Genomic DNA, 19,379 nt, shown 5'->3' on the forward strand with positions numbered 1-19,379 from the left:
CGCACCGACCCGGCGACCGGCCCCCGACCCGCCCCGCACCGACGCGGCAGCGGGCCCCGCGAACCGGGACGCGCCCGGGATGCACGCCCGTGTGCAGCGTGCCCTCGGAGCCGTGCTAGTGTCTTCTCTCGGCAGGAACGCCGGGTTGCACTCGGGAAACAGACACCAGACACCCTGTCCGGGTGGCGGAATTGGTAGACGCGCTAGCTTGAGGTGCTAGTGCCCGTATTAGGGCGTGGGGGTTCAAGTCCCCCCTCGGACACAGACAAGAAGAACAACACGAACACAAGGAATGCCCCCAGGCCAGTGGCCCGGGGGCATTTCCTGTTGTGTCAATCGCCGAGCTGCTCCGACAGCCAGGCGCGCGCACCCTCGGCGTCCTCGAACAGGCCGTCGTCCTGGGCCGCGGCGGCGGCGTCGAGGACCTCGCGGAACCGCGGCCCCGGGGTGAGACCCGACGCGATGAGGTCCCGCCCGGTCACCAGGCGGACGCGATCCGCGGCGGCGACCGCGCGGACGACCGCGAGCCATGCTCCCGCCGTCGAGGCCGACGACGCCGGACCCCGCCCCTGCGAGTCCGCCTCGCACACCCGTGCCCAGCACTCCGCGGTCGCGATCGATCCGCCCAGGCGGCGCAGCAGCCGACGCGCTGCGGGCACCGAGGGCGCCGCACCGTCCGTCGAGTGCACCACCATGTGCTCGCGCACGACGGCACCGATGCGGTCGGTCACGGTCCGGGGCGCGCCGATCCGCCGCAACAGGTCGCGGGCGGCCCGCGCTCCGGAGACCTCGTGCCCGAGGCTGCGGATCCGGACGGTGCCGTCGTCACGGTGGACCGTCCGCGTGCCGTCGCCGGCCTTGCCGAGGTCGTGCAGGAGTGCCCCGAGCACCACGACGGTGCGGTCCTCCCCCGTCACCCCGTCCGCCGTGCAGGCGGCAGCGGCCGCGTCCGCCGCGAGGCCCAGGTGCACGTGCACCGGCCCCTCGGGGTGCCACCGGGGGTCCTGTGGCACGTCCCGCACGGCGGCGAGTTCCGGGAAGTGCCGCTCCCACCCGATGTCGTGGAGGACCTGCAGCGCGTGCGACTGGTGGTCGCCCCTCGCCGCCTTCCGGATCTCCGGCCAGATGCGCTCCGGCGCGATGGAGGACCAGGCGTCCGCGAGCGACCGCGCGAGCTCGATCGTCGTCGGGTGGACGGCGAGGTCGAACCGCGCCACGAGCTGCACCGCGCGCAGGACCCGCAACGGGTCGTCGCCGAACCGCTCGGACGTGTGCCGGAGCACGCCCCGAGCGGCGTCGTCGATGCCGCCGGACGCGTCGACGTACTCGTTCGTCGCCGGGTCCCACGCGACCGCATCGACGGTGAAGTCACGACGCGCGGCGGCCTCGGCGAGTGCGCGGTCGTCGCCGGCCCCCGGGACCACCGCGACGTCGACGTGCACGTCGTCGAGCACGACCCGGAGCACCTCGAACCGCCGGCCGGTCGTCACGACGACCGCGCCCGCAGTGCGCAGGGCGTCCACGACCGGGGTCGTGTCCGCACCGTGTACCTCGACGTCGACGTCGTGGTCGTCGTCCTCCGGGACCGCACGCCCGGCCGACCGCAACAGGGCGTCGCGGACCACGCCGCCGACCAGGAACGGGCGCCCGACGCTGCCGAGCGCCACGAGGACGGCGTCGACGGCCGTGCCGACGCCCAGCGCACGCGCGGGGTCGGTGGGGCCGGGGCACCGGTGGGTACCGGACGTGCGTCGCGCAGCCCCGCACCGGGTGCAGGAGGTGGTGGTCACGTGTGGCCTCTTCCGGGACCTCCGTGCAGCAGCACCGAGGGAGTCAGTCTGCCGCACCGGGCGCGTCGGCGCGACCACAGGACGGACGGGAGGCGCGGTGCCAGCCGGCACCGCGCCTCCCGTCCGTCCTGTCGGTGCGTCAGCGCAGCATCAGCTCTTGGACGCCTCGACGAAGTTGCGGCGCGGGTCGGTCTCCTTGATGAGGGAGGTCGCGTCGCGACCGGAGACGGCGCCGGTCACCCAACCGATGACGATCCGGACCTTGCGGTTCAGGGTCGGCATCGCGTACACGTGGTACGCGCGGTGCGCGAGCCAGGCGAGCACGTTGGTCATCTTGATGCCCTTGATGTTCGCGGCACCCTTGCCGACGCCGTACGAGGCGACGGTGCCGATGGAGGGGTGGCGGTACTCCTCGATCGGCTTGCCGGTGATCGTCGCCACGATGTTGTCGGCGGCGACGACGGCCTGGCGCACGGCGTTCTGCGCGTTCGGCGGGTAGAACGCCGGCTGCTTGTCGGCGGTCAGGTCGGGGACCTGGGCCACGTCACCGAGGCCCCAGACGCCGTCGACGACCTCGTGGGTGTCCTCGGCCTCGACCTGGAGCTTCGCGTTGGCGGCGAGGTGCCCCTTCGGGCCGCGCGGCAGGTCGGAGGCGTCGAGGAGCGGGTTCGGCTTGACGCCGGCGGTCCAGACGAGCAGCCCGGTCGGGATCTCGTCGCCGTCGGACAGCGTGACGACGCCGCCCTCAGCGCTCGGCATGGTGGTCTTCAGCCGGACGTCGATGCCGCGGGCGCGGAGCGACTCGAGGGTCCACTTCGACAGCTCCGGGCCGACCTCGGGCGCGACGCGGTCGAGCGCGTCGATGAGGATCCAGCGGGGCTGCTCGCCCGCGAGCGACGGGTAGGTCGCGATGGCGGCCTGCGAGACGTCGAACAGTTCGCCGATGGCCTCGACGCCGGTGTAGCCACCGCCGACGAAGACGCTCGTGAGCAGACGACGACGCTCGTCCTCGTCGCGGGTGGCCGCGGCCTTCGCGATGTTGTCGAGGAGCTTGGAGCGCACGTAGGCGGCCTCCTCGACGCTCTTGAAGCCGACGCCGTACTCCTCGAGCCCGGGGGTCGGGAAGGTGCGGGTGACGGAACCGAGGGCGACGACGAGCTGGTCGTAGCCGAGCGTGCGGTCGTCACCGCCGGCGGTCGCGATCGAGACGGTCTTGTCGGCCGACGAGATCGCGGTGACCTTGCCCTGGATGACCCGGGTCTTGCGCAGGGCGCGACGGAGTTCGACCGTCACGTCCTTCGGGGCGATGTGACCGCCCGCGACCTCGGGCAGGAACGGCAGGTACGTGTAGTAGGTGTTCTGGTCCACCAGTGTGATCCGCATCGGCACGGTGGCCGCGTGCTTCTGCAGCTGCTTGACGGTGGAGTAGCCAGCGGAGCCGCCGCCGAGGACGAGGACGTGAGGGATCGAGTCTGCCATTCCTCCGGTCTACCGGATGACGGCCGTCAACGTCACCAGCGCCGCGCCCCTGGCGGGAATCAGCGTCGCTTCAGCCGCCACCAGGCGGTCTCGGCGAGCTCCACACCGGTGTACACACCGTGCGGGGTGCGCCGGGACTCGGTGAGCGAGAACCGTCGCAACCGGTAGCCGCCGCCGAAGCGGTCGATGATCGCTTCGGGCGAGGACTCGGCGTCGCGCTTGACGTACCAGGTGCGGTCGTCGACCGGCTCGATCACGCCGCGGTCACCGTCGCCCGCCGATGCGGGAGCGCAGCACGTCGATGCGCTTCTGGATCTGCTCGATGCTCGCCTGCGCCACGGCCGGACCGCCGCTGATCCGCCGGAGTTCGGCGTGGATCGCGCCGTGCGGCTCGTTCGAGTGGCGGGACCAGATCGACACGAGCCGGGCGAGCTCGGTGCGCTGCTCCTTGATCGTCATGTACATCGGGCGGTCCGGCTCGGCCTGCTTGGGCTGGCCGTCCTTCACGGTCCGGCCCTTCGAGCGCTTGGCCTGGGTGGCCTGCCGGGCACGCAGCAGGTCGCGCACCTGGTCGGGTTCGAGGAGCCCGGGGATGCCGATGAAGTCGAGTTCCTCGAGCGAGCCGACCTCGCCGCCGGTGCCGAACTCGCCGCCGTCGTAGAGGACGCGGTCGAACGACGCCTGCGAGTCGAGGGCCTCGAACGGCTGGACCTCGAGCAGGCTCTCGGACGCGCGGTCCTCCTTGTTGGCCTCGGCGACCATGGCGTCCTCGGGGTTGTACAACCCGTCGTCGGTGTCCTTCGGGCGGTCGAGCGCGTGGTCGCGTTCGAGCTCGAGGGAGGCCGCCAGGGCCATGAGCCCGGGCACGCTCGGCAGGAACACGCTCGCCGTCTCGCCGCGCCGGCGGGCGCGCACGAAGCGGCCGATCACCTGGGCGAAGAACAGCGGCGTGCTCGCGCTCGTGGCGTAGACACCGACGCACAGGCGCGGGACGTCGACGCCCTCGGACACCATCCGGACGGCCACCATCCAGCGCGAGGTGTCCTCGGCGAACGCGCTGATCCGGCTCGACCCCGCGGCCTCGTCGGACAGGACGACGGTCGGCCGTTCGCCGGTGATCTGCTGCAGGATCCGGGCGTAGGCGCGCGCGGTCGTGGTGTCCGTCGCGATGACCAGGCCGCCCGCGTCCGGCACGCCGCGGCGGACCTCGGTCAGGCGCTTGTCGGCGGCGGAGAGCACGGCGGGCATCCACTCGCCCTCGGGCGAGAGCGCCGTGCGCCAGGCCTGCGCGGTGATGTCCTTCGTGACCTGCTCGCCGAGCGAGGCCGACATCTCGTCGCCCATCCGGGTCTTCCAGCGCATCTGCCCGGCGTAGGCCATGAAGAGCACCGGTCGGACGACGCCGTCCTTGAGCGCGCGGCCGTAGCCGTAGTTGTAGTCGGAGATCGAGGTACGGATGCCCTGCTCATCGGGGGCGTACTGCACGAACGGGATCGGCGCGGTGTCCGAGCGGAACGGCGTGCCGGAGAGCGACAGGCGGCGGGTGGCCCCGGAGAAGGCCTCTCTGATGCCGTCGCCCCAGGTCAGCGCGTCACCGCCGTGGTGGACCTCGTCGAGGATCACGAGGGTCTTGCCGCCCGCGGTGATCCGCTGGTGCACCTCGGGGTTCATGCCGACCTGGGCGTAGGTGATCGCGACGCCCTGGTAGTGGCGGCCGAACATGCCGTCGCCGTTCTTGAACATCGGATCGATGCGGATGCCCACACGGTCGGCCGAGTCGGCCCACTGGCGCTTGAGGTGCTCGGTCGGCGCGACCACGACGATGCGGTCGACGGTGCCCCGCGCCAGGAGCTCGGTGGCGAGGCGCAGCGCGAAGGTGGTCTTGCCGGCGCCGGGCGTCGCCGCCGTCAGGAAGTCGCGCGGTTCGGTCTCGAAGTACTTCGTCAGCGCCTCGACCTGCCAGGCACGGAGCTTCGACGCGGTCCCCCACGCGGCGCGGTCGGGGAACGCCGGGGAGAGGTGCTGGACGGCGGAGTTGCCGGCGGCCTCGGCCAGCGCCGCGGCGTCGGCCTCGTCACGCGCCGCCGTGGCCCCGGCGGTCGCGGTCTGGTCGGTGTGTGCCGGTACCGCACCGCCGTCGCCGACCCGGTCGTCCCCGGTCTCGGCCCACAGCGTGGCGGGCTGCTGGTCGTCGTACTCCGCTGCGCTCACTGGACCTGATCCTACCGCCACGCTCAGTCCTGCCTGGCGTGCGGGGCGTGCCCGTCACGGGTCCCCCGGACGAGCGATGCCGGTCGCAGCACGCCTGCGCCGAATCGCGCGGCCACGGCGTCGACGGTCGTCTCGGTCTCGCGCCACGGCGCGTCGTCGTCCCACAGGGCGTTGCTGGCGGCGGCCGGCACGAGGTTCTCGCCGCGGACGCCGATGAGCCGGATGCGGTTGCCGGGTCGGTGCAGGACGTCGTAGAGCTCGACGGCCTCGCGGTGCAGCCGCTTGGCGACGTCGGTCGGCTCGGCGAGGGTGCGGGACCGGGTGAGCGTGGTGAAGTCGGTGTACCGGACCTTCAGGGCCACGGTGCGCGCCTGCACGTCGGCGTGCCGCAGCCGCACGGCGACCTTGTCGGCCAGGCGCAGGAGTTCGCGGGCGACGTCGTCGCGGTCGGTCAGGTCGTGCCCGAAGGTGACCTCGTGCCCGATCGACTTCTCGCTGACGCCGGTGTCGACCACGCGCGGGTCGCGACCCCAGGACAGGTCGTGCAGCTTCTGGCCGCCGGCCGGCCCGAGCGCGGACACCAGGGACCCGAGCGGCGTGTGCGCGAGGTCGCCGACGGTGCGGATGCCCCGGCGCTCGAGGGTCTCCTGCGTCTTGCCGCCGACGCCCCAGAGCGCGGAGACCGGCTGCGGGTGCAGGAACGCGACGGTGTCGGCGGCCGGCACGACGAGCAGCCCGGCCGGCTTGGCACGACTGGACGCGAGCTTCGCGACGAACTTCGTCGACGCCGCCCCGACGGAGCACTGCAGGCCGGTCTCGGCGTGGACGGCGCGACGGATCGCCTGCCCGATCTGCCACGGCGTGCCGTACAGGCGGAGAGCGCCGGCGACGTCGAGGAAGGCCTCGTCGATGCCGAGTCGTTCGACCCGTGGCGTGAAGCGGTCGAAGACGGCCATGACCGCGGCGGACTTCGCGCGGTACTTCTCGAAGTGCGGTTCGACGATGACGGCGTTCGGGCAGCGCCGCTTGGCGACCGCCATCGGCATCGCCGAGTTCACGCCGTAGCGCCGGGCCTCGTACGTGGCGGCGGTCACCACCGACCGGTCGGAGTCGTGGCCGACGATCACCGGCAGCCCCTGCAGGTCGGGACGGTCGAGGAGCTCGACGGAGGCGAAGAAGGCGTCCATGTCGACGTGCAGCACCGTGGCCGACACGTCGTCGACGGGGGTGTCCGAGACGAGCCGGTTGCTGCCGTCCTGCTTGCTCACGAGGCGATGGTGCCAGGTGCCACCGACACCGGAGCGTCGCGGTGCGCGGGCGGGACCGTCACGGCAGCGGTCCGAGCACCGACGCGGCGATGGTCCGGGCCGCGGAGTCCCGGGTGGAGGGGTGGTACTGCCCCGCCCGCACGTCCCGCGCGAGCCGGGCCAGTTCGCTCGTCGACCGGAACGCCGAGCCGCCGGCGATCCGCATCGCCTCGTCGACCGCGTGCTGCGCCGCGTCCACCGTCCGTGCCTTCGTGCCGACGAGCAGCGGGAACCACCGGGCGCCGAGGTCGTCGCCCTCGTCGACCGAGCGGGCCAGCGAGTCCACCTGCATCGACACGGCGTCCACCGCGCCGCGCACGTCCGCGATCGCCCGACGGGCGTCGGGGTCCTGGGCGCGGGACGACCCGTCGGCCGCCACGCGACGGGTGACCGCCGACACCGCGAGCTCCAGCGCGCGCTCGGCGATCCCGACGTACACCGACGCGACGAGCAGCTCGAACGCCGCGAACACGCCGAAGACCAGCGGGTCCTGGTTCGGCCCGACGGGCAGCACGCGCACGATCCGCTCCGCGGGCACGTGCACCCCGAGCAGCCGGGTCCCGTGGCTCTGCGTCGCCCGCATGCCGAGCGTGTCCCACTCGTCCCCCTGCTCGACGTGCCCGTCGGACCGGAGCACGAACCCGTGCACGAGCCGCGGCTCCGGCCCGGAGTCGTCGCGGCCGAACACGCTGAGGACGTCCCACGCCGGCGCGAGCGAGGTGGACACCTTCGTCCCGGTGAAGCGGTACCCGCCGTCGCCGTCCGGCTCCGCCGTGGTCGACGAGTCGAACAGCACCGCGTCGTTGCCGGGTTCGCTCACCCCGAAGGCGAGCAGGTGGTCGTCCGCCGCGTGGTCCGTGACGGTTTGGAGGAACGCCCCACCCCGCGCGGACACGGCCCGGGCCGCCTGCACCCACACCTGGTGCATCCCCAGGCCGAGCGCCGTCGCCGGCGCGGCCCGGGCGAGCAGGCGCTGCACCACCGTCGTCGCCCGGAGGCCGAGGTCGGCGCCGCCCTGTTCCGCGGGCACGCCGATGCGCAGGTAGCCGGCCGCGCGCAGTTCGTCGAGGTCCTCGACGCAGAACGCGTTGGCCGCGTCGTACCCGGGGGCACGCGCCGCGATGCGGGCGAGGAGGTCCTGCGGCGGGGTCCAGCCGGCTGTGTCCCTGGTGGCCGATGTCATGGCACGAGACTAAGGTTCGGATCGTGTCAGCTCGTCATCCGTGGTCCAGGTACGTCGCGATCGGTGACTCGTTCACCGAGGGGATCGGCGACCCCGACCCGACCGTTCCCGGGGGCAACCGGGGGTGGGCGGACCGCGTCGCCGAGGTCCTGGCGCACGGGTCCGACGACTTCGCCTACGCGAACCTGGCGATCCGCGGCCGCCTGCTGCAGCAGATCGTCGACGAGCAGGTGGAGCCGGCACTCGCGCTCCGCCCGGACCTGGTGACGGTCTCCGCCGGCGGGAACGACATCATCCGCCCGGGCTCCGACCCGGACGAGCTCGCGGAGCGCGTCGACGCGATGGTCGCCCGGCTGCGGAGCGACGGGGCCACGGTCGTGCTCTTCACCGGGCCGGACGTCGGCATGACCCCCGTGCTCGGCATGGTCCGCGGCAAGACCGCGATCTACAACGAGAACCTGCACGCGATCGCCCTGAAGCACGGGGCGCTCGTCGCCGACATGTGGGCGCTCCGCGTGCTCCGCGACCCGCGGATGTGGGCCCCGGACCGACTGCACCACTCCCCGACCGGGCACGCCACCGTCGCCGCCGCGGTCCTCGACACCCTCGGTGTCGCGCACGGGCTCGAACCGTTCAACCCGGAACCGCTCGAAGCGAGGCCGTGGCGCGAGGCCCGCGCCGAGGACCTCGGCTGGGCGCGGGAGTACCTGGTGCCGTGGGTCGTCCGGCGCATCCGGCACACGTCCTCCGGCGACGGGGTCTCCGCCAAGCGACCCGAGCTGCAGGACGTCGTCGAGCACCGGTCCGACACGCCCTAGTCGACGGTCGACGGGTCCCACCCGACGCGCCCCTGCACGGTCGTCGCGCCCCGGACGGGCGGCTGGCCCCTGCACGGGCGGCTGGCCCCTGCCCGGGCGGCTGGCCCCGAGGAGCCGGGGCGCGCCGCCCGACGCGCCCCGTCACGGTCGCGTGCGGTCGCGTGCGGGGCGCGGTCGCGTGCGGCGTCGGTCCCGTGCGGGGCGCGGTCGCGTGCGGCGTCGGTCCCGTGCGGGGCGCGGTCGCGTGCGGCGTCGGTCCCGTGTGGGGCGCTCGCGTGGGGGGTCGGTCAGTCCGTGGGGCGGCGCAGCGTGAGCGGACCGTCGTGCAGCGGCACGGTCTCCCACGCCGTCGCGGTGTCGCCCGTCGACCGGTCCACCCGGACGTGCAGCAGGTGCGGGGTCTCGACGAACCGGACGTCGACGAGCACGGTGCGGCCGTCCGCCGCGACCGCGCCGCTCGCGGCCAGCGGCCCCTCGACGGCCCACTCCCCCTCGCCGACCGGCACGGACAGCGTCCCGCCGTCGACGTCGAGCGTCAGCCGCCACCCGGCGTCGTCGTGCGCCAACGGGCCGAGGTCCGCGGTGCCCGTGAGCGGGCCGCCGACGACCGCCGGCAGCCCCAGGGCGGCGAGTCGTGCCGCCAGGGCGGCGTCCGCACCCGTGTCCGTCGTGCCGTCGACGGCGGGCAGCAGGTGCTGCCAGACCGCGTCGAGGACCGCCTGCATGTCGAGGCTCTGCCCGGTCATCGCGAGGACGACGTCGTGTTCCGGCAGGACGACGCAGAACTGGCCGTAGGCGCCGTCGCCGCGGAAGCCGTGCCGGGCCATCCAGAACTGGAAGCCGTAGCCCTGGGACCAGTCCGGGTTCTCCTCGCCCGGGTTCTCGACCTGGGTCGACGTGGCGGCGGCGACCCAGTCCTCGTCGAGGATCCGTTCGCCGTCCCACACGCCGCGCTGCAGGTACAGCTGACCGAGTGCCGCGATCGCCGAGGTCTGGGCGTAGCAGCCGCTGAAGCCGAGCTCGGCGCCGGTGTCGTCACGCCGCCACGCGAGGTCGTCGATGCCGAGCGGGTCGAGGAGCCGGGGCCGCAGGTACTCGACGAGCGACCCGCCGCTCACCCGCCGGACGATGGCTGCGAGCGTGTACGTGCACGGCTGGTTGTAGGCGAAGACCGACCCGGGCTCCTCGTCCGGCGGGAGCAGCAGGAATCCACGCACCGTGTTCGCCGGGTCGAGGGCCTCCGCGCGGTCGATGGTCTCCTCGCGGTGACCGCTCGCCATCGCGAGCAGGTCCCGGACCCGGATCCGTCGGCTGCGGTCGTCCGTGACGTCGGCGTCGAGCTCCGGGAAGTACGACAGGGCGGTCGCGTCGAGGTCGACGAGCCCCTCGCGGACCGCGATCCCCACGGCGGCGGCCGTGAAGCTCTTGCTCAGCGAGTACAGCAGGTGCACGCGGTCCGGGCCGTAGGGCGCCCACCAGCCCTGCGCGGCGACCTGCCCGTGGCGGAGCAGCACGAGACCGTGCGGCTCGACGCCGGGTGTGCGCTCCAGCGCGTCGACGAGGGCGTCGACACCGCGGGCGTCGATGCCGAGGGCGGACGGGGAGCTGCGCGGGAACGTCGTCGTCACGGATCCGACCCTACGGCGTGCCGGGCCGCGGCGTCAGGCTCCCTGGAACGGGTTCGTCCACCGCCACCAGACGCCCGGGTCGTCGATGGTCCGCTCGAGCACGAGCGGGACCGTCACCGGGTCGTGGTCCGTGACGGTGAAGCGGACCGTCCCCACCCGCTCGCCCTTCGTGCCCAGGGTGACCTCGTCGAGGTGCGCCTTCGCGCGGACCTTCGTCCGACCCCAGACCAGGACCTCGGACGCCTTCGCCGTGACCGCGTCGGCCTCGTCCTGCCACGGCGTCGAGAAGGTCCCGAAGGTCTGTCCGGCGTGGGTGAGCGTCACCACCTGGAAGTTGTCGGCCACCGACCGGAGCAGCCGCTGCACGTCCGCGTCGAGCGAGTCGTGGTCGACCCCGCCGAGCATGACGCCGATCACCGTGACGTCGCGTCCGCCGCGCTCGTACGTCGCTGCGAACAGCAGGCAGGCCCCGGCCTCGTCGAGGGTGCCGGTCTTGATCCCCTCGATGCCGTCGAGCCCCAGCAGTTTGTTCGAGTTCTCGATCGGCCCGACCGTCGGGATGGTGACGTCCTTCGTGCCGACGATCTCCCGCACGACCGGGTCCGCCAGGGCGAGCCGGCCGAGCTCGACCAGGTCGGTCGCGGTGGACGTGTTCGCCGGGTCGAGCCCGGTCGGCTCGTGGATCGTCGTGTCGTCGAGACCGTGCTCGTCGAGCCAGCGGTCCGCTGCCCGCTCGTAGGCGTCCATCGACCCGAACGCCCACAGCGCGAGGGCGCCGGCGTAGTTGTTCGCCGACTTCATGAGCATGACCTGGAACGTCTGGTGCTCCGTCAGCCGCAGCCCCGCCGGCATCGGTGCGACCTCGCCGTTCTGCGCGAGGTACTTCGCGTAGAGCCCCTGCATCTGCTCCGTGAAGCGGATCGCCGGACCGGACTGCCCGCGCTCGAGCGGCTTCTCGTCGAGGACGACGAGCGCGGTCACCACCTTCGTGATGCTCGCGATGGAGCGCGGCTGCTCGTCACCGCTCGTCCGCAGGCTCTCCGGGAACCCCGTCGCCTGCACCGCCGTCGCGCCGTAGCCCGGGAACCGCAGGTCCGGCACGCTCGACGTCGGCGCCGAGTACGTGGTGGTCGTGGCGCTCGCCGGGGCGAACGGCACGACGGCCGCGGCCACGAGGTAGCCGATCGCCAGGACGAGGACGGCGAGGACCGTGATCGTCACCGGCCTCCGGACAGCGGAGCGGGGGCGGCGGACGACTCGTGACACGGCACCAGAGCGTAGCGGTGTGCGGCACCGGCCACCCGGGGAACCGCCGCCGGTGTGGAGAAGGCGGGACGGGCCTCCCGACCGGGGTACCGGGTACTGGGTACGGAGCGTTACGCGCTGCGGCGCTGGGCGTCCCGGACCGCCCAGAGCCCGACGGCGCTCGCCGCGGCGACGTTCAGCGAGTCGACGCCGTGCGCCATCGGGATCCGCACCGTGGTGTCGGCCGCCGCGATCGCGGCCGGGGTCAGGCCCTGGCCCTCGGTGCCCATCACGAGCGCGACGCGCTCGGGGACGTCGGCGACGAAGGCGTCGAGGTCGACGGACCGGTCGGTGAGCGCCATGGCGGCGACGTGGAAGCCCTGTGCCGTGAGCTCCTCGCCGGCCTCCGGCCAGTCACCGATCCGGGTCCACGGCACCTGCAGGACCGTGCCCATGCTCACGCGGACGCTCCGGCGGTAGAGCGGGTCCGCGCACCGGGGGCTGACGAGCACGGCGTCGGCACCGAGCCCGGCGACGCTGCGGAACACCGCGCCGACGTTCGTGTGGTCGACGATGTCCTCGAGGACGACGACCAGGCGGGCGTCCCGCACCACGTCGGCGACGCTCGGCAGCGCGGGGCGGTGCACGGCGGCGATCGCCCCGCGGTGCATGCGGAAGCCGGTGAGCTCCTCGAGCAGCGCGTCGGGGCCGACGAAGACCGGGCCGTCGTGGTCCGCGACGAGCGGCAGGACGCTGTCCAGCCACTTCTCCTGCACGAGCACGCTGCGCGGCACGTGTCCGGCCCGGACCGCGCGCTCGATGACCGTGTTCGACTCGGCGATGTACAGCCCGCCCTCGGGCTCGGTCACCCGGCGCAGGGCCACGTCGGTCAGGCGGGCGAAGTCGTCGAGACGGGGGTCGTCGAGGGAGTCGATGCGGACGGGGTGCACGGGGCTCGTTCCGGTGGGGTCCGGGGCGGGAGTCGGAGGTGGGGCGGACCCGGTGGACCGGGTGGGAAGCGACCGGGACGGTCGGCTGTTGAGGGTACCGTGAACAGGGTGCTGGATGATGCTGCGTCGACGACGTCCGACGACCTCGACCGGGTCGTCGACCTGCTCGCGGGCAAGCGCCTCGCCGTGCTCTCCGGCGCCGGTCTCAGCACCGACTCGGGCATCCCCGACTACCGCGGCGCCGGCCGGGTGGTCCGCAAGCCGATGACCTTCCAGGAGTTCCGCGCCGACCCCGCGAAGCGACAGCGCTACTGGGCCGGCTCGCACCTCGGCTGGCGCACCTTCGCGGCGGCGCGACCGAACGACGGCCACCGCAGCCTCGCCGCACTCGAGGACGCCGGCGTCGTCACCGGTGTCGTCACCCAGAACGTCGACGGCCTGCACCTGCGCGCCGGCTCCCGCCGCGTGGTCGAGATCCACGGCTCCATGGACCGGGCCGTCTGCCTGACCTGCGGCCAGGTCTTCTCGCGCGCCGACCTCGCCGCGACGATCGACCGCGCCAACCCCTGGATCGACGAGCCCGGCTCGGTGCAGCTGCAGCCCGACGGCGACGTCGAGATCACCGACGTCGAGCGCTTCGTCGTGCCCGACTGCTCGGTCTGCGGCGGCGTGCTCAAGCCGGACGTGGTCTTCTTCGGGGAGTTCGTGCCCGCCGAGAAGTTCCGCGAGGCGGTCTCCATCGTGGCCGACGCCGACGCCCTGCTCGTGGTCGGCTCCTCGCTGACCGTGAACTCGGGCGTCCGCCTGGTCGACCACGCCACCCGCCGGAAGAACCCGGTCGTCATCGTCAACCGGGGTGACACCCGCAGCGACCGGCGCGCCGTCGCCAAGATCGACGCCGGCACCACCGAGACGCTCGTGCACCTGGCCGAACGGCTCGCACCGACCGGCCGGTGACGACGGCGTCGTGCCGGAGCCCGCGTCTGCGATGATCGAGCGGTGACGACGCTCCTCTACCTGGTCCGGCACGGCGAGACCGACTGGAACGCGCAGCGCCGCATCCAGGGCTCCACCGACATCCCCCTCAACGACACCGGACGCCGCCAGGCGGCCGAGGCGGCCGAGCTGCTCGCGCGCCGCAGCTTCGACGCCGTGGTCGCCTCGCCGTTGTCGCGGGCAGCCGAGACCGGCGCGATCATCGCCGACCGGCTCGGCCTCGACACGCCCGCCGAGTACCCCGGCCTGGCCGAGCGTTCCTACGGCGAGGCCGAGGGCCTGACCGACGACGAGGTCGCCGAGCGGTACCCGCACGACGACATCCCCGGACGTGAGTCCCGTTCGGCCCTGCTCGCCCGGGTGACCGAGACCCTCGGCGAGGTCGCGGTGCGGTACGACGGCGGCGTCGTCGTGGTCGCGACCCACGGCGCGGTCATCCGCAGCGTGGTGAACGCCTCGGCGCCCGGCACGGTGGAACGCCGCGGTACGCCGATCCGGAACGGGTCGGTCCACTCGTTCCGCTGGGACCCGGAGCGCTTCCACGCCGAACTGGTGCGCTTCGACGACCCGATCGACGTCGTCTCGGACGAGACGGGCGGCGCCCCCTTCGCCGCCCAGAACCCGCTCGAACGCCGCGACTGACCGGGGACTACGCTCCGACGGACCCGGACCGACCAGACGCCCGGGCGGAGGGAGCGACATGCCGACCGACGGACCCGACGCCGACCGAGCACCCGCACCCGCGCCCGACGCCGACCGTTCGCTGGCGCCCGACGACGGCCGTTCGCTGGAACTCGACGCCGACCGTTCGCTGGAACCCGACGCCGACCGTGCACTGGCGCCCGACGCCGACCGTTCGCTGGCGCCCGACGACCTCGACCGGGCCTTCGGGCCCGACACCGGGAGCACCGCCACCCGCTCCGGCCACCGGGTCCGCACGGCGGTCCTGATCGGCGGCGGCACCGTGGTCGTCGCCGGCGTCATCGTCCTGGTGCTCGGCACCATCGTCGGGTCGGTGCAGACCGGCATCGGCGGGGTGTTCCCCCGACCGGACACCGCCCTCGACCGGTTCGTCAGCGACGCCCGCGACCTGCCCGGTGTGACCGACGTGCAGCGCCACCAGGCCGAGAAGACCGCGTTCGCGAGCTACGAGGTGTCGGCGACCGTCACCGCCGACCCGGCACTCGAACCGGCGGCACGCGCCGAACTCGTCCGGGCGCTCAGCCGGGCGTCGGACGAGGCGAGCGGCAACGGCGTCCACGTCGTCGCGATCGCCGACCTCGGCGTCCAGCAGGTCGGCGTCACCGAGCACGCCGACGTCGCCGGCCGACGCCTGCAGCTGGCGGACACCCTCGACCGGATCGGCGGCGTCACCGCGGTGCGGTGCTCGTGGGGTCGCGGTGCGCAGTCGTCGGACGCCGCCGAGGACCAGGCCGTCGTCGTCGAGACCCCGGGCCGGGGCCGTGCGGTGCCGCCCATCGTGGCCCGCGTGACCGAGGAGACGCAGCGGGTGTTCCCGGGCGCGAGCGTGCAGGTGCTGCCCGCGGGGTGAGCCGGAGCGCGACGCGACCGTCGCCTCCCACCGGACGCGATCTGTCCTGCGCACCCGACCCGACCGCGGTGCGGCGCACGTCGAGGCCGGAGGTGCAGTGCCGGGGCCGAGCCGAGCCTCCAGGCCGAACGCCGAACGCCGAGCGCCGGTGTGCCGGGCGCCCGCTCGCCGATGCATCGTGAGCAGAAGAGGTCGGGTCGCCGCCGCGCACCCGACCATTCCTGCTCACCAAGCGCCCCGCGCCCCCGCGCCCCCGCGCCCCCGCGCCCGCCCGCCCAGCGCACCACGCCCCGCGCCGCCCCGCGCCCGCGCACCTACCCCCGCGCCGCGACCGCCCGCTCGACCGCCTGCACGACCTGCTCGGCCGAGTCCTGCCACCGGAACCGCGCCGCCTGCTCGACCGACCGCCGCGAGGCGTCGTCCCACCGCGCCTCGACCCGGCGGACCGCGGCCGCGACGGCGGAGGGCGACCCCGGGTCGAAGTACTCCGCGGCGTCGCCCCCGATCTCGCGGAAGATCGGGATGTCGCTCACGACGACCGGGGTCCCGACGCCCATCGCCTCGACGAGCGGGATGCCGAAGCCCTCGTCCCGTGACGCCGTCGCGAGCGCCGTCGCCGACCGGAGCACGGACAGGTACTCGTCGTCGGTGGCGCCGTCGTGGAACACGAGGGTGCCGGCCGGTGCGAGCGCCTCGAGCCGGGCACGGTCGGCGTCGGTCACCCGGGACATCAGGTGCAGGGTCCAGTCCGGTCCGAGCAGCGGGATCGCGGCCGCGAGCGTCTCGACGTTCTTGTACGGCATGAACGACCCCATGTAGACGAGCGACCGCTCGCGCGGGGCGTCGTCGGCACGGGGCGTGGCCGGGTCAGCGGCGTTGTACGCGACGGTGACCGGTCGCCGGGTGAGCCGGTGCTCGGCGATGAGCCCGGCGGTCGTCTCGGACACGGTCACGACACCGTCGGCGCCGTTCAGCAGGACGCGCTGCGGCGTCCACGACAGGTGGAACGCCCGCCAGCCGAGCCGCAGCGGCCACGAGAACTCCCGCGGGGGCGTGCGGTTGCGGTAGTAGATGAGGTCGTGCAGCGTCAGCACGAGCGCGTAGTGCCGACCGCGCGAGCCCATCGTCTGCATCGGCGAGAACACCGCGTCGAGGCCGAGGCGGTTCACCCGGCGCGCGACGAGCGGCTCCCCCGCGTCCGTCGGAGCGGGCAGCAGCTCCCACGGCAGGTGGTCCGGCAGCGACTCGAGCTGCCGCTCGTCGTGCACGAGCAGGACGTGGTCGTGCCGGTCCGGCAGGTGCGCGGCGATGCCGGCCGTGAACCGGCTGATCCCGTCGTGCCGTCCGATCCGCACGTAGCGGCAGTCGATCCCGATGCGCAGCCGACGGGTCACGCGTCCGCCCCGTCCGCCTGGTCGGTCGCCTCCGTCGCGGCCGGTCGGGAGGCCCGTCCCGCGCCCGTCGACCGGCCCGCGTCGGTGCGTCGGCCGCGTCCGCGGCGCGGGGCCGGGTCCGCCATCCGTCGCAGGACCGCCTGTGCGGCCGGCGCCGGCGTCTCGTAGTGCACCAGGTGGCCGACCTCGGGGATGACGACGAGCTCGGCATCGCGGAGCCGTCGGGCGAGCGCCTGCTGCTCCGGCACGGCGGTGATGTCGTCGCGCTCGGCGGCGATCATGAGCACGGGGACGTCGATGCGGTCGGCGTACTCGGACACGTCGTGGGTGACCGAGGTGCGGAACGCCTCGAGCACGCTGGTGCGGTTCGCGAAGGCCGAGAAGTACCGGTCGTGCTGGTCGTGGACCCAGCGCCGCAGGTCGCGGTCGTGCGACTTGAGCATGGCGAGGCTCATCACGCGCACGATGGCCGGGTTGCGGAGCAGTCCGAGCCCGATCGGCCGGGGCAGCACGGCGCCGGCGCGGTAGTAGCCGATCGCGATGCCGGTGGCGACGGCCCGGGGGCCCTGCAGCGCCGGGGCGGCGATCGGGTTCACCAGGACGAGCAGGCGGGTGTCGAGGCCGGCGGCCACGGCGGCGGCCACCACGATCGAGCCGAACGAGTGCCCGAGGACGACGGTGTCCCGGGTGAGGCCGAGCGCCGCGTGGAACCCGGTGACCCAGGCCACGTAGGACTCGATGTCAGAGACCGCGAGCGGGTCCGAGATGCCGAAGCCGGGCAGGTCCGGCACGACCACCCGCACGCCCTCGAGGTGCGCGGCGATGGTCTCGAGGCCGTGGTGGTCGCCGCGGAAGCCGTGCACGGCGAGCACCGTTTGCTCGGCGTCGGCGGGGCCGTACTCCCAGTAGTGGGTGGTGCGGCCGTCGACCTGCACGGACCGGTGGACGACCGGGGTGGCGGCCATGAGCGACTGGTACGGGGAGAGCACGGGCGTTTGCATCGGCGCCAGTCTAGGGAGGCCGCTGGACGAAACCCCGGACACCCGGAGCATCGCGCGCCTATCGTGTCCGGGGCGGGCCGTGCGGCGGTCCGACCACCCACGACGAGGAGCACGGTGACCTTCACAGCCCCGATCCAGCTGCCCGGCTTGACGCTCGACCCGCAGTGGTACAAGCGCTCGGTGTTCTACGAGTGCATGATCCGCTCGTTCGTCGACTCGAACGGGGACGGCATCGGTGACCTGCAGGGCGTCATCGGCAAGCTCGACTACCTGCAGTGGCTCGGCGTCGACGCCCTGTGGCTGCCGCCGTTCTTCCAGTCGCCGATGCGCGACGGCGGCTACGACATCCAGGACTACAAGGCGATCCTTCCGGAGTTCGGCACGCTCGACGACTTCCGCGAACTCGTCACGAAGTCGCACGAGCGCAACATGCGCATCGTCATCGACATGGTGATCAACCACACGAGCGACCAGCACGAGTGGTTCCAGCAGTCGCGCGAGGACCCGGACGGCCCCTACGGCGACTTCTACGTCTGGCGGGACACCGACCAGGAGTTCTCGAACATCCGCATCATCTTCGTCGACACCGAGGAGTCGAACTGGACGTTCGACCCGGTGCGACGGCAGTTCTTCTTCCACCGGTTCTTCTCGCACCAGCCCGACCTGAACTTCGAGAACCCGGCGGTCGTCGAGGCGGTCTACGACGTCGTGCGGCACTGGCTCGACATGGGCGTCGACGGGCTGCGGCTCGACGCGATCCCCTACCTGTTCGCGTCCGAGGAGGGCAACGGCGAGGGCGAGCCGGAGACCCACGAGTTCCTCAAGAAGCTCCGCGCGATGGTCGACGACGAGTACCCCGGCCGGGTGCTGCTCGCCGAGGCGAACCAGTGGCCGCGCGAGACCGCGGCGTTCTTCGGCACCGACGACGAGCCCGAGTGCCACATGGCGTTCGACTTCCCGGTCATGCCCCGCATCTTCTACTCGCTCCGTGCGCAGCACGCGAAGGAGCTCGCCGCGATCCTGTCCGAGACCCTCGACGTGCCGGACAGCGCCGCCTGGGGCGTGTTCCTGCGCAACCACGACGAGCTGACGCTCGAGATGGTGAGCGAGGAGTACCGCCAGGCGATGTACGGCTGGTACGGCTACGACCCGCGGATGCGGTCGAACATCGGCATCCGACGCCGACTCGCCCCGCTGCTCGACAACTCCCGCGCCGAGCTCGAGCTCATCCACGCACTGCTGTTCTCGCTGCCGGGGTCGCCGTTCCTGTACTACGGCGACGAGATCGGCATGGGCGACAACATCTGGCTGCCGGACCGCGACTCCTCGCGCACGCCGATGCAGTGGACGCCGGACCGCAACGCCGGCTTCTCGACCGCCGACCCGGGCAAGCTCTACCTGCCGGTCGTGCAGTCGCTCGTCTACAACTACGCGCAGGTCAACGTCGAGGCGCAGCTCGCGCAGTCCCGTTCGCTGCTGCACTGGGTGCGCAACGTGATCCACGTGCGCAAGGCGCACCCCGTCTTCGGCATGGGGACGCTCGACGTCCAGCAGACCTCGAACGAGTCGGTGCTCGCCTTCGTCCGCTCGTGGGAGGGTTCCGGGCAGCAGTTCGGACCGTCCGCCGAGGACGTCCTCTGCGTCTTCTCGTTCGCGACGAACCCGACGTCTGTCACCGTCTCCGCGCCGGAGTTCGCCGGTCGCCCGCTGTACGACCTGTTCGGCGGCGGCTCGTTCCCGTCGTTCGACGAGGACGGCGAGGTCACGCTCACCATGGGGACGCAGTCGTTCTACTGGCTGCACGTCGGCGCGCCGGTCCAGTAGG

Annotated in this window: 16 protein-coding genes and 1 tRNA gene; 6 read left to right on the plus strand and 11 right to left on the minus strand. The window is 73.2% G+C overall.

Features of this window, described 5'->3' with window-relative positions; genetic code table 11:
* Nucleotides 1–176 precede the first annotated feature (176 nt).
* A tRNA-Leu gene (locus DEI99_RS09110) sits at nt 177–262 on the plus strand.
* Nucleotides 263–332: 70 nt separating this feature from the next.
* On the opposite strand, the gene DEI99_RS09115 is transcribed toward DEI99_RS09110, so the two are convergent.
* The 6 genes from DEI99_RS09115 to DEI99_RS09140 form a co-directional block, all read right to left on the minus strand.
* Entirely contained in the window at nt 333–1,790 is a 1,458-nt protein-coding gene (locus tag DEI99_RS09115; protein ID WP_181434352.1) for an HDIG domain-containing metalloprotein, read from the minus strand.
* Nucleotides 1,791–1,940: 150 nt separating this feature from the next.
* Complete coding sequence (locus tag DEI99_RS09120; RefSeq protein ID WP_111040919.1) at nt 1,941–3,269, minus strand: NAD(P)/FAD-dependent oxidoreductase; 1,329 nt, start codon at nt 3,267–3,269, stop codon at nt 1,941–1,943.
* Nucleotides 3,270–3,328: 59 nt separating this feature from the next.
* Nucleotides 3,329–3,526 carry a hypothetical protein gene (locus DEI99_RS09125; RefSeq protein WP_111040920.1) on the minus strand — a complete coding sequence of 66 codons (198 nt, stop codon included), beginning with the start codon at nt 3,524–3,526 and terminating at the stop codon, nt 3,329–3,331.
* Between the two features lie 7 nt (nt 3,527–3,533).
* Nucleotides 3,534–5,324, minus strand: a complete 1,791-nt coding sequence (locus DEI99_RS09130) for a DEAD/DEAH box helicase (RefSeq protein ID WP_111040937.1) — start codon at nt 5,322–5,324, stop codon at nt 3,534–3,536.
* A 179-nt stretch (nt 5,325–5,503) separates the two neighbouring features.
* A complete protein-coding gene (dinB, locus tag DEI99_RS09135) occupies nt 5,504–6,748 on the minus strand; it encodes a DNA polymerase IV (protein ID WP_111040921.1) in 1,245 nt (414 codons plus the stop codon).
* A gap of 58 nt (nt 6,749–6,806) precedes the next feature.
* Nucleotides 6,807–7,970: an acyl-CoA dehydrogenase family protein gene (locus DEI99_RS09140; RefSeq protein WP_111040922.1), complete on the minus strand. Its 1,164-nt coding sequence runs from the start codon at nt 7,968–7,970 to the stop codon at nt 6,807–6,809.
* A 23-nt stretch (nt 7,971–7,993) separates the two neighbouring features.
* Here DEI99_RS09140 and DEI99_RS09145 point away from each other — a divergent pair, with 23 nt between their 5' ends.
* Entirely contained in the window at nt 7,994–8,788 is a 795-nt protein-coding gene (locus tag DEI99_RS09145; RefSeq protein WP_071255509.1) for an SGNH/GDSL hydrolase family protein, read from the plus strand.
* Nucleotides 8,789–9,075: 287 nt separating this feature from the next.
* On the opposite strand, the gene DEI99_RS09150 is transcribed toward DEI99_RS09145, so the two are convergent.
* The 3 genes from DEI99_RS09150 to DEI99_RS09160 form a co-directional block, all read right to left on the minus strand.
* On the minus strand, nt 9,076–10,416 hold the full coding sequence (locus DEI99_RS09150; RefSeq protein ID WP_111040923.1) for a serine hydrolase domain-containing protein: 1,341 nt from the start codon (nt 10,414–10,416) through the stop codon (nt 9,076–9,078).
* Between the two features lie 33 nt (nt 10,417–10,449).
* Nucleotides 10,450–11,682 carry a D-alanyl-D-alanine carboxypeptidase family protein gene (locus DEI99_RS09155; RefSeq protein ID WP_181434353.1) on the minus strand — a complete coding sequence of 411 codons (1,233 nt, stop codon included), beginning with the start codon at nt 11,680–11,682 and terminating at the stop codon, nt 10,450–10,452.
* A gap of 110 nt (nt 11,683–11,792) precedes the next feature.
* Entirely contained in the window at nt 11,793–12,611 is an 819-nt protein-coding gene (locus DEI99_RS09160) for a TrmH family RNA methyltransferase (RefSeq protein WP_111040925.1), read from the minus strand.
* A gap of 108 nt (nt 12,612–12,719) precedes the next feature.
* Here DEI99_RS09160 and DEI99_RS09165 point away from each other — a divergent pair, with 108 nt between their 5' ends.
* The 3 genes from DEI99_RS09165 to DEI99_RS09175 are packed head-to-tail and all read left to right on the plus strand — an operon-like array spanning nt 12,720 to nt 15,159.
* Entirely contained in the window at nt 12,720–13,568 is an 849-nt protein-coding gene (locus DEI99_RS09165; RefSeq protein ID WP_254782863.1) for a Sir2 family NAD-dependent protein deacetylase, read from the plus strand.
* Between the two features lie 42 nt (nt 13,569–13,610).
* Complete coding sequence (locus tag DEI99_RS09170; protein WP_111040926.1) at nt 13,611–14,249, plus strand: histidine phosphatase family protein; 639 nt, start codon at nt 13,611–13,613, stop codon at nt 14,247–14,249.
* 58 nt (nt 14,250–14,307) lie between these two features.
* Entirely contained in the window at nt 14,308–15,159 is an 852-nt protein-coding gene (locus tag DEI99_RS09175) for a hypothetical protein (RefSeq protein WP_111040927.1), read from the plus strand.
* 314 nt (nt 15,160–15,473) lie between these two features.
* Here DEI99_RS09175 and DEI99_RS09180 read toward each other — a convergent pair whose 3' ends face one another.
* The gene (locus DEI99_RS09180) at nt 15,474–16,541 is read right to left on the minus strand and encodes a glycosyltransferase family 4 protein (RefSeq protein WP_111042508.1); all 1,068 of its coding nucleotides are present in this window, start codon (nt 16,539–16,541) and stop codon (nt 15,474–15,476) included.
* An 8-nt stretch (nt 16,542–16,549) separates the two neighbouring features.
* On the minus strand, nt 16,550–17,554 hold the full coding sequence (locus tag DEI99_RS09185; RefSeq protein WP_083420799.1) for an alpha/beta fold hydrolase: 1,005 nt from the start codon (nt 17,552–17,554) through the stop codon (nt 16,550–16,552).
* A 114-nt stretch (nt 17,555–17,668) separates the two neighbouring features.
* On the opposite strand from DEI99_RS09185, the gene treS reads away from it, so the two are divergent.
* Nucleotides 17,669–19,378 (plus strand): maltose alpha-D-glucosyltransferase, encoded by a 1,710-nt coding sequence (gene treS, locus DEI99_RS09190; RefSeq protein WP_111042507.1) that lies wholly within the window; start codon nt 17,669–17,671, stop codon nt 19,376–19,378.
* Nucleotide 19,379: the final 1 nt, after the last annotated feature.

Source organism: Curtobacterium sp. MCLR17_036, from assembly GCF_003234445.2.
Taxonomy (GTDB): Bacteria; Actinomycetota; Actinomycetes; order Actinomycetales; family Microbacteriaceae; genus Curtobacterium.

Coding starts and splice junctions, on each gene's coding strand:
- DEI99_RS09120 (WP_111040919.1), bottom strand. CDS start 3,269: ATGGCAGACTCGATCCCTCACGTCCTCGTCCTCGGCGGCGGCTCCGCT.
- DEI99_RS09140 (WP_111040922.1), bottom strand. CDS start 7,970: ATGACATCGGCCACCAGGGACACAGCCGGCTGGACCCCGCCGCAGGAC.
- DEI99_RS09175 (WP_111040927.1), top strand. CDS start 14,308: ATGCCGACCGACGGACCCGACGCCGACCGAGCACCCGCACCCGCGCCC.
- DEI99_RS09185 (WP_083420799.1), bottom strand. CDS start 17,554: ATGCAAACGCCCGTGCTCTCCCCGTACCAGTCGCTCATGGCCGCCACC.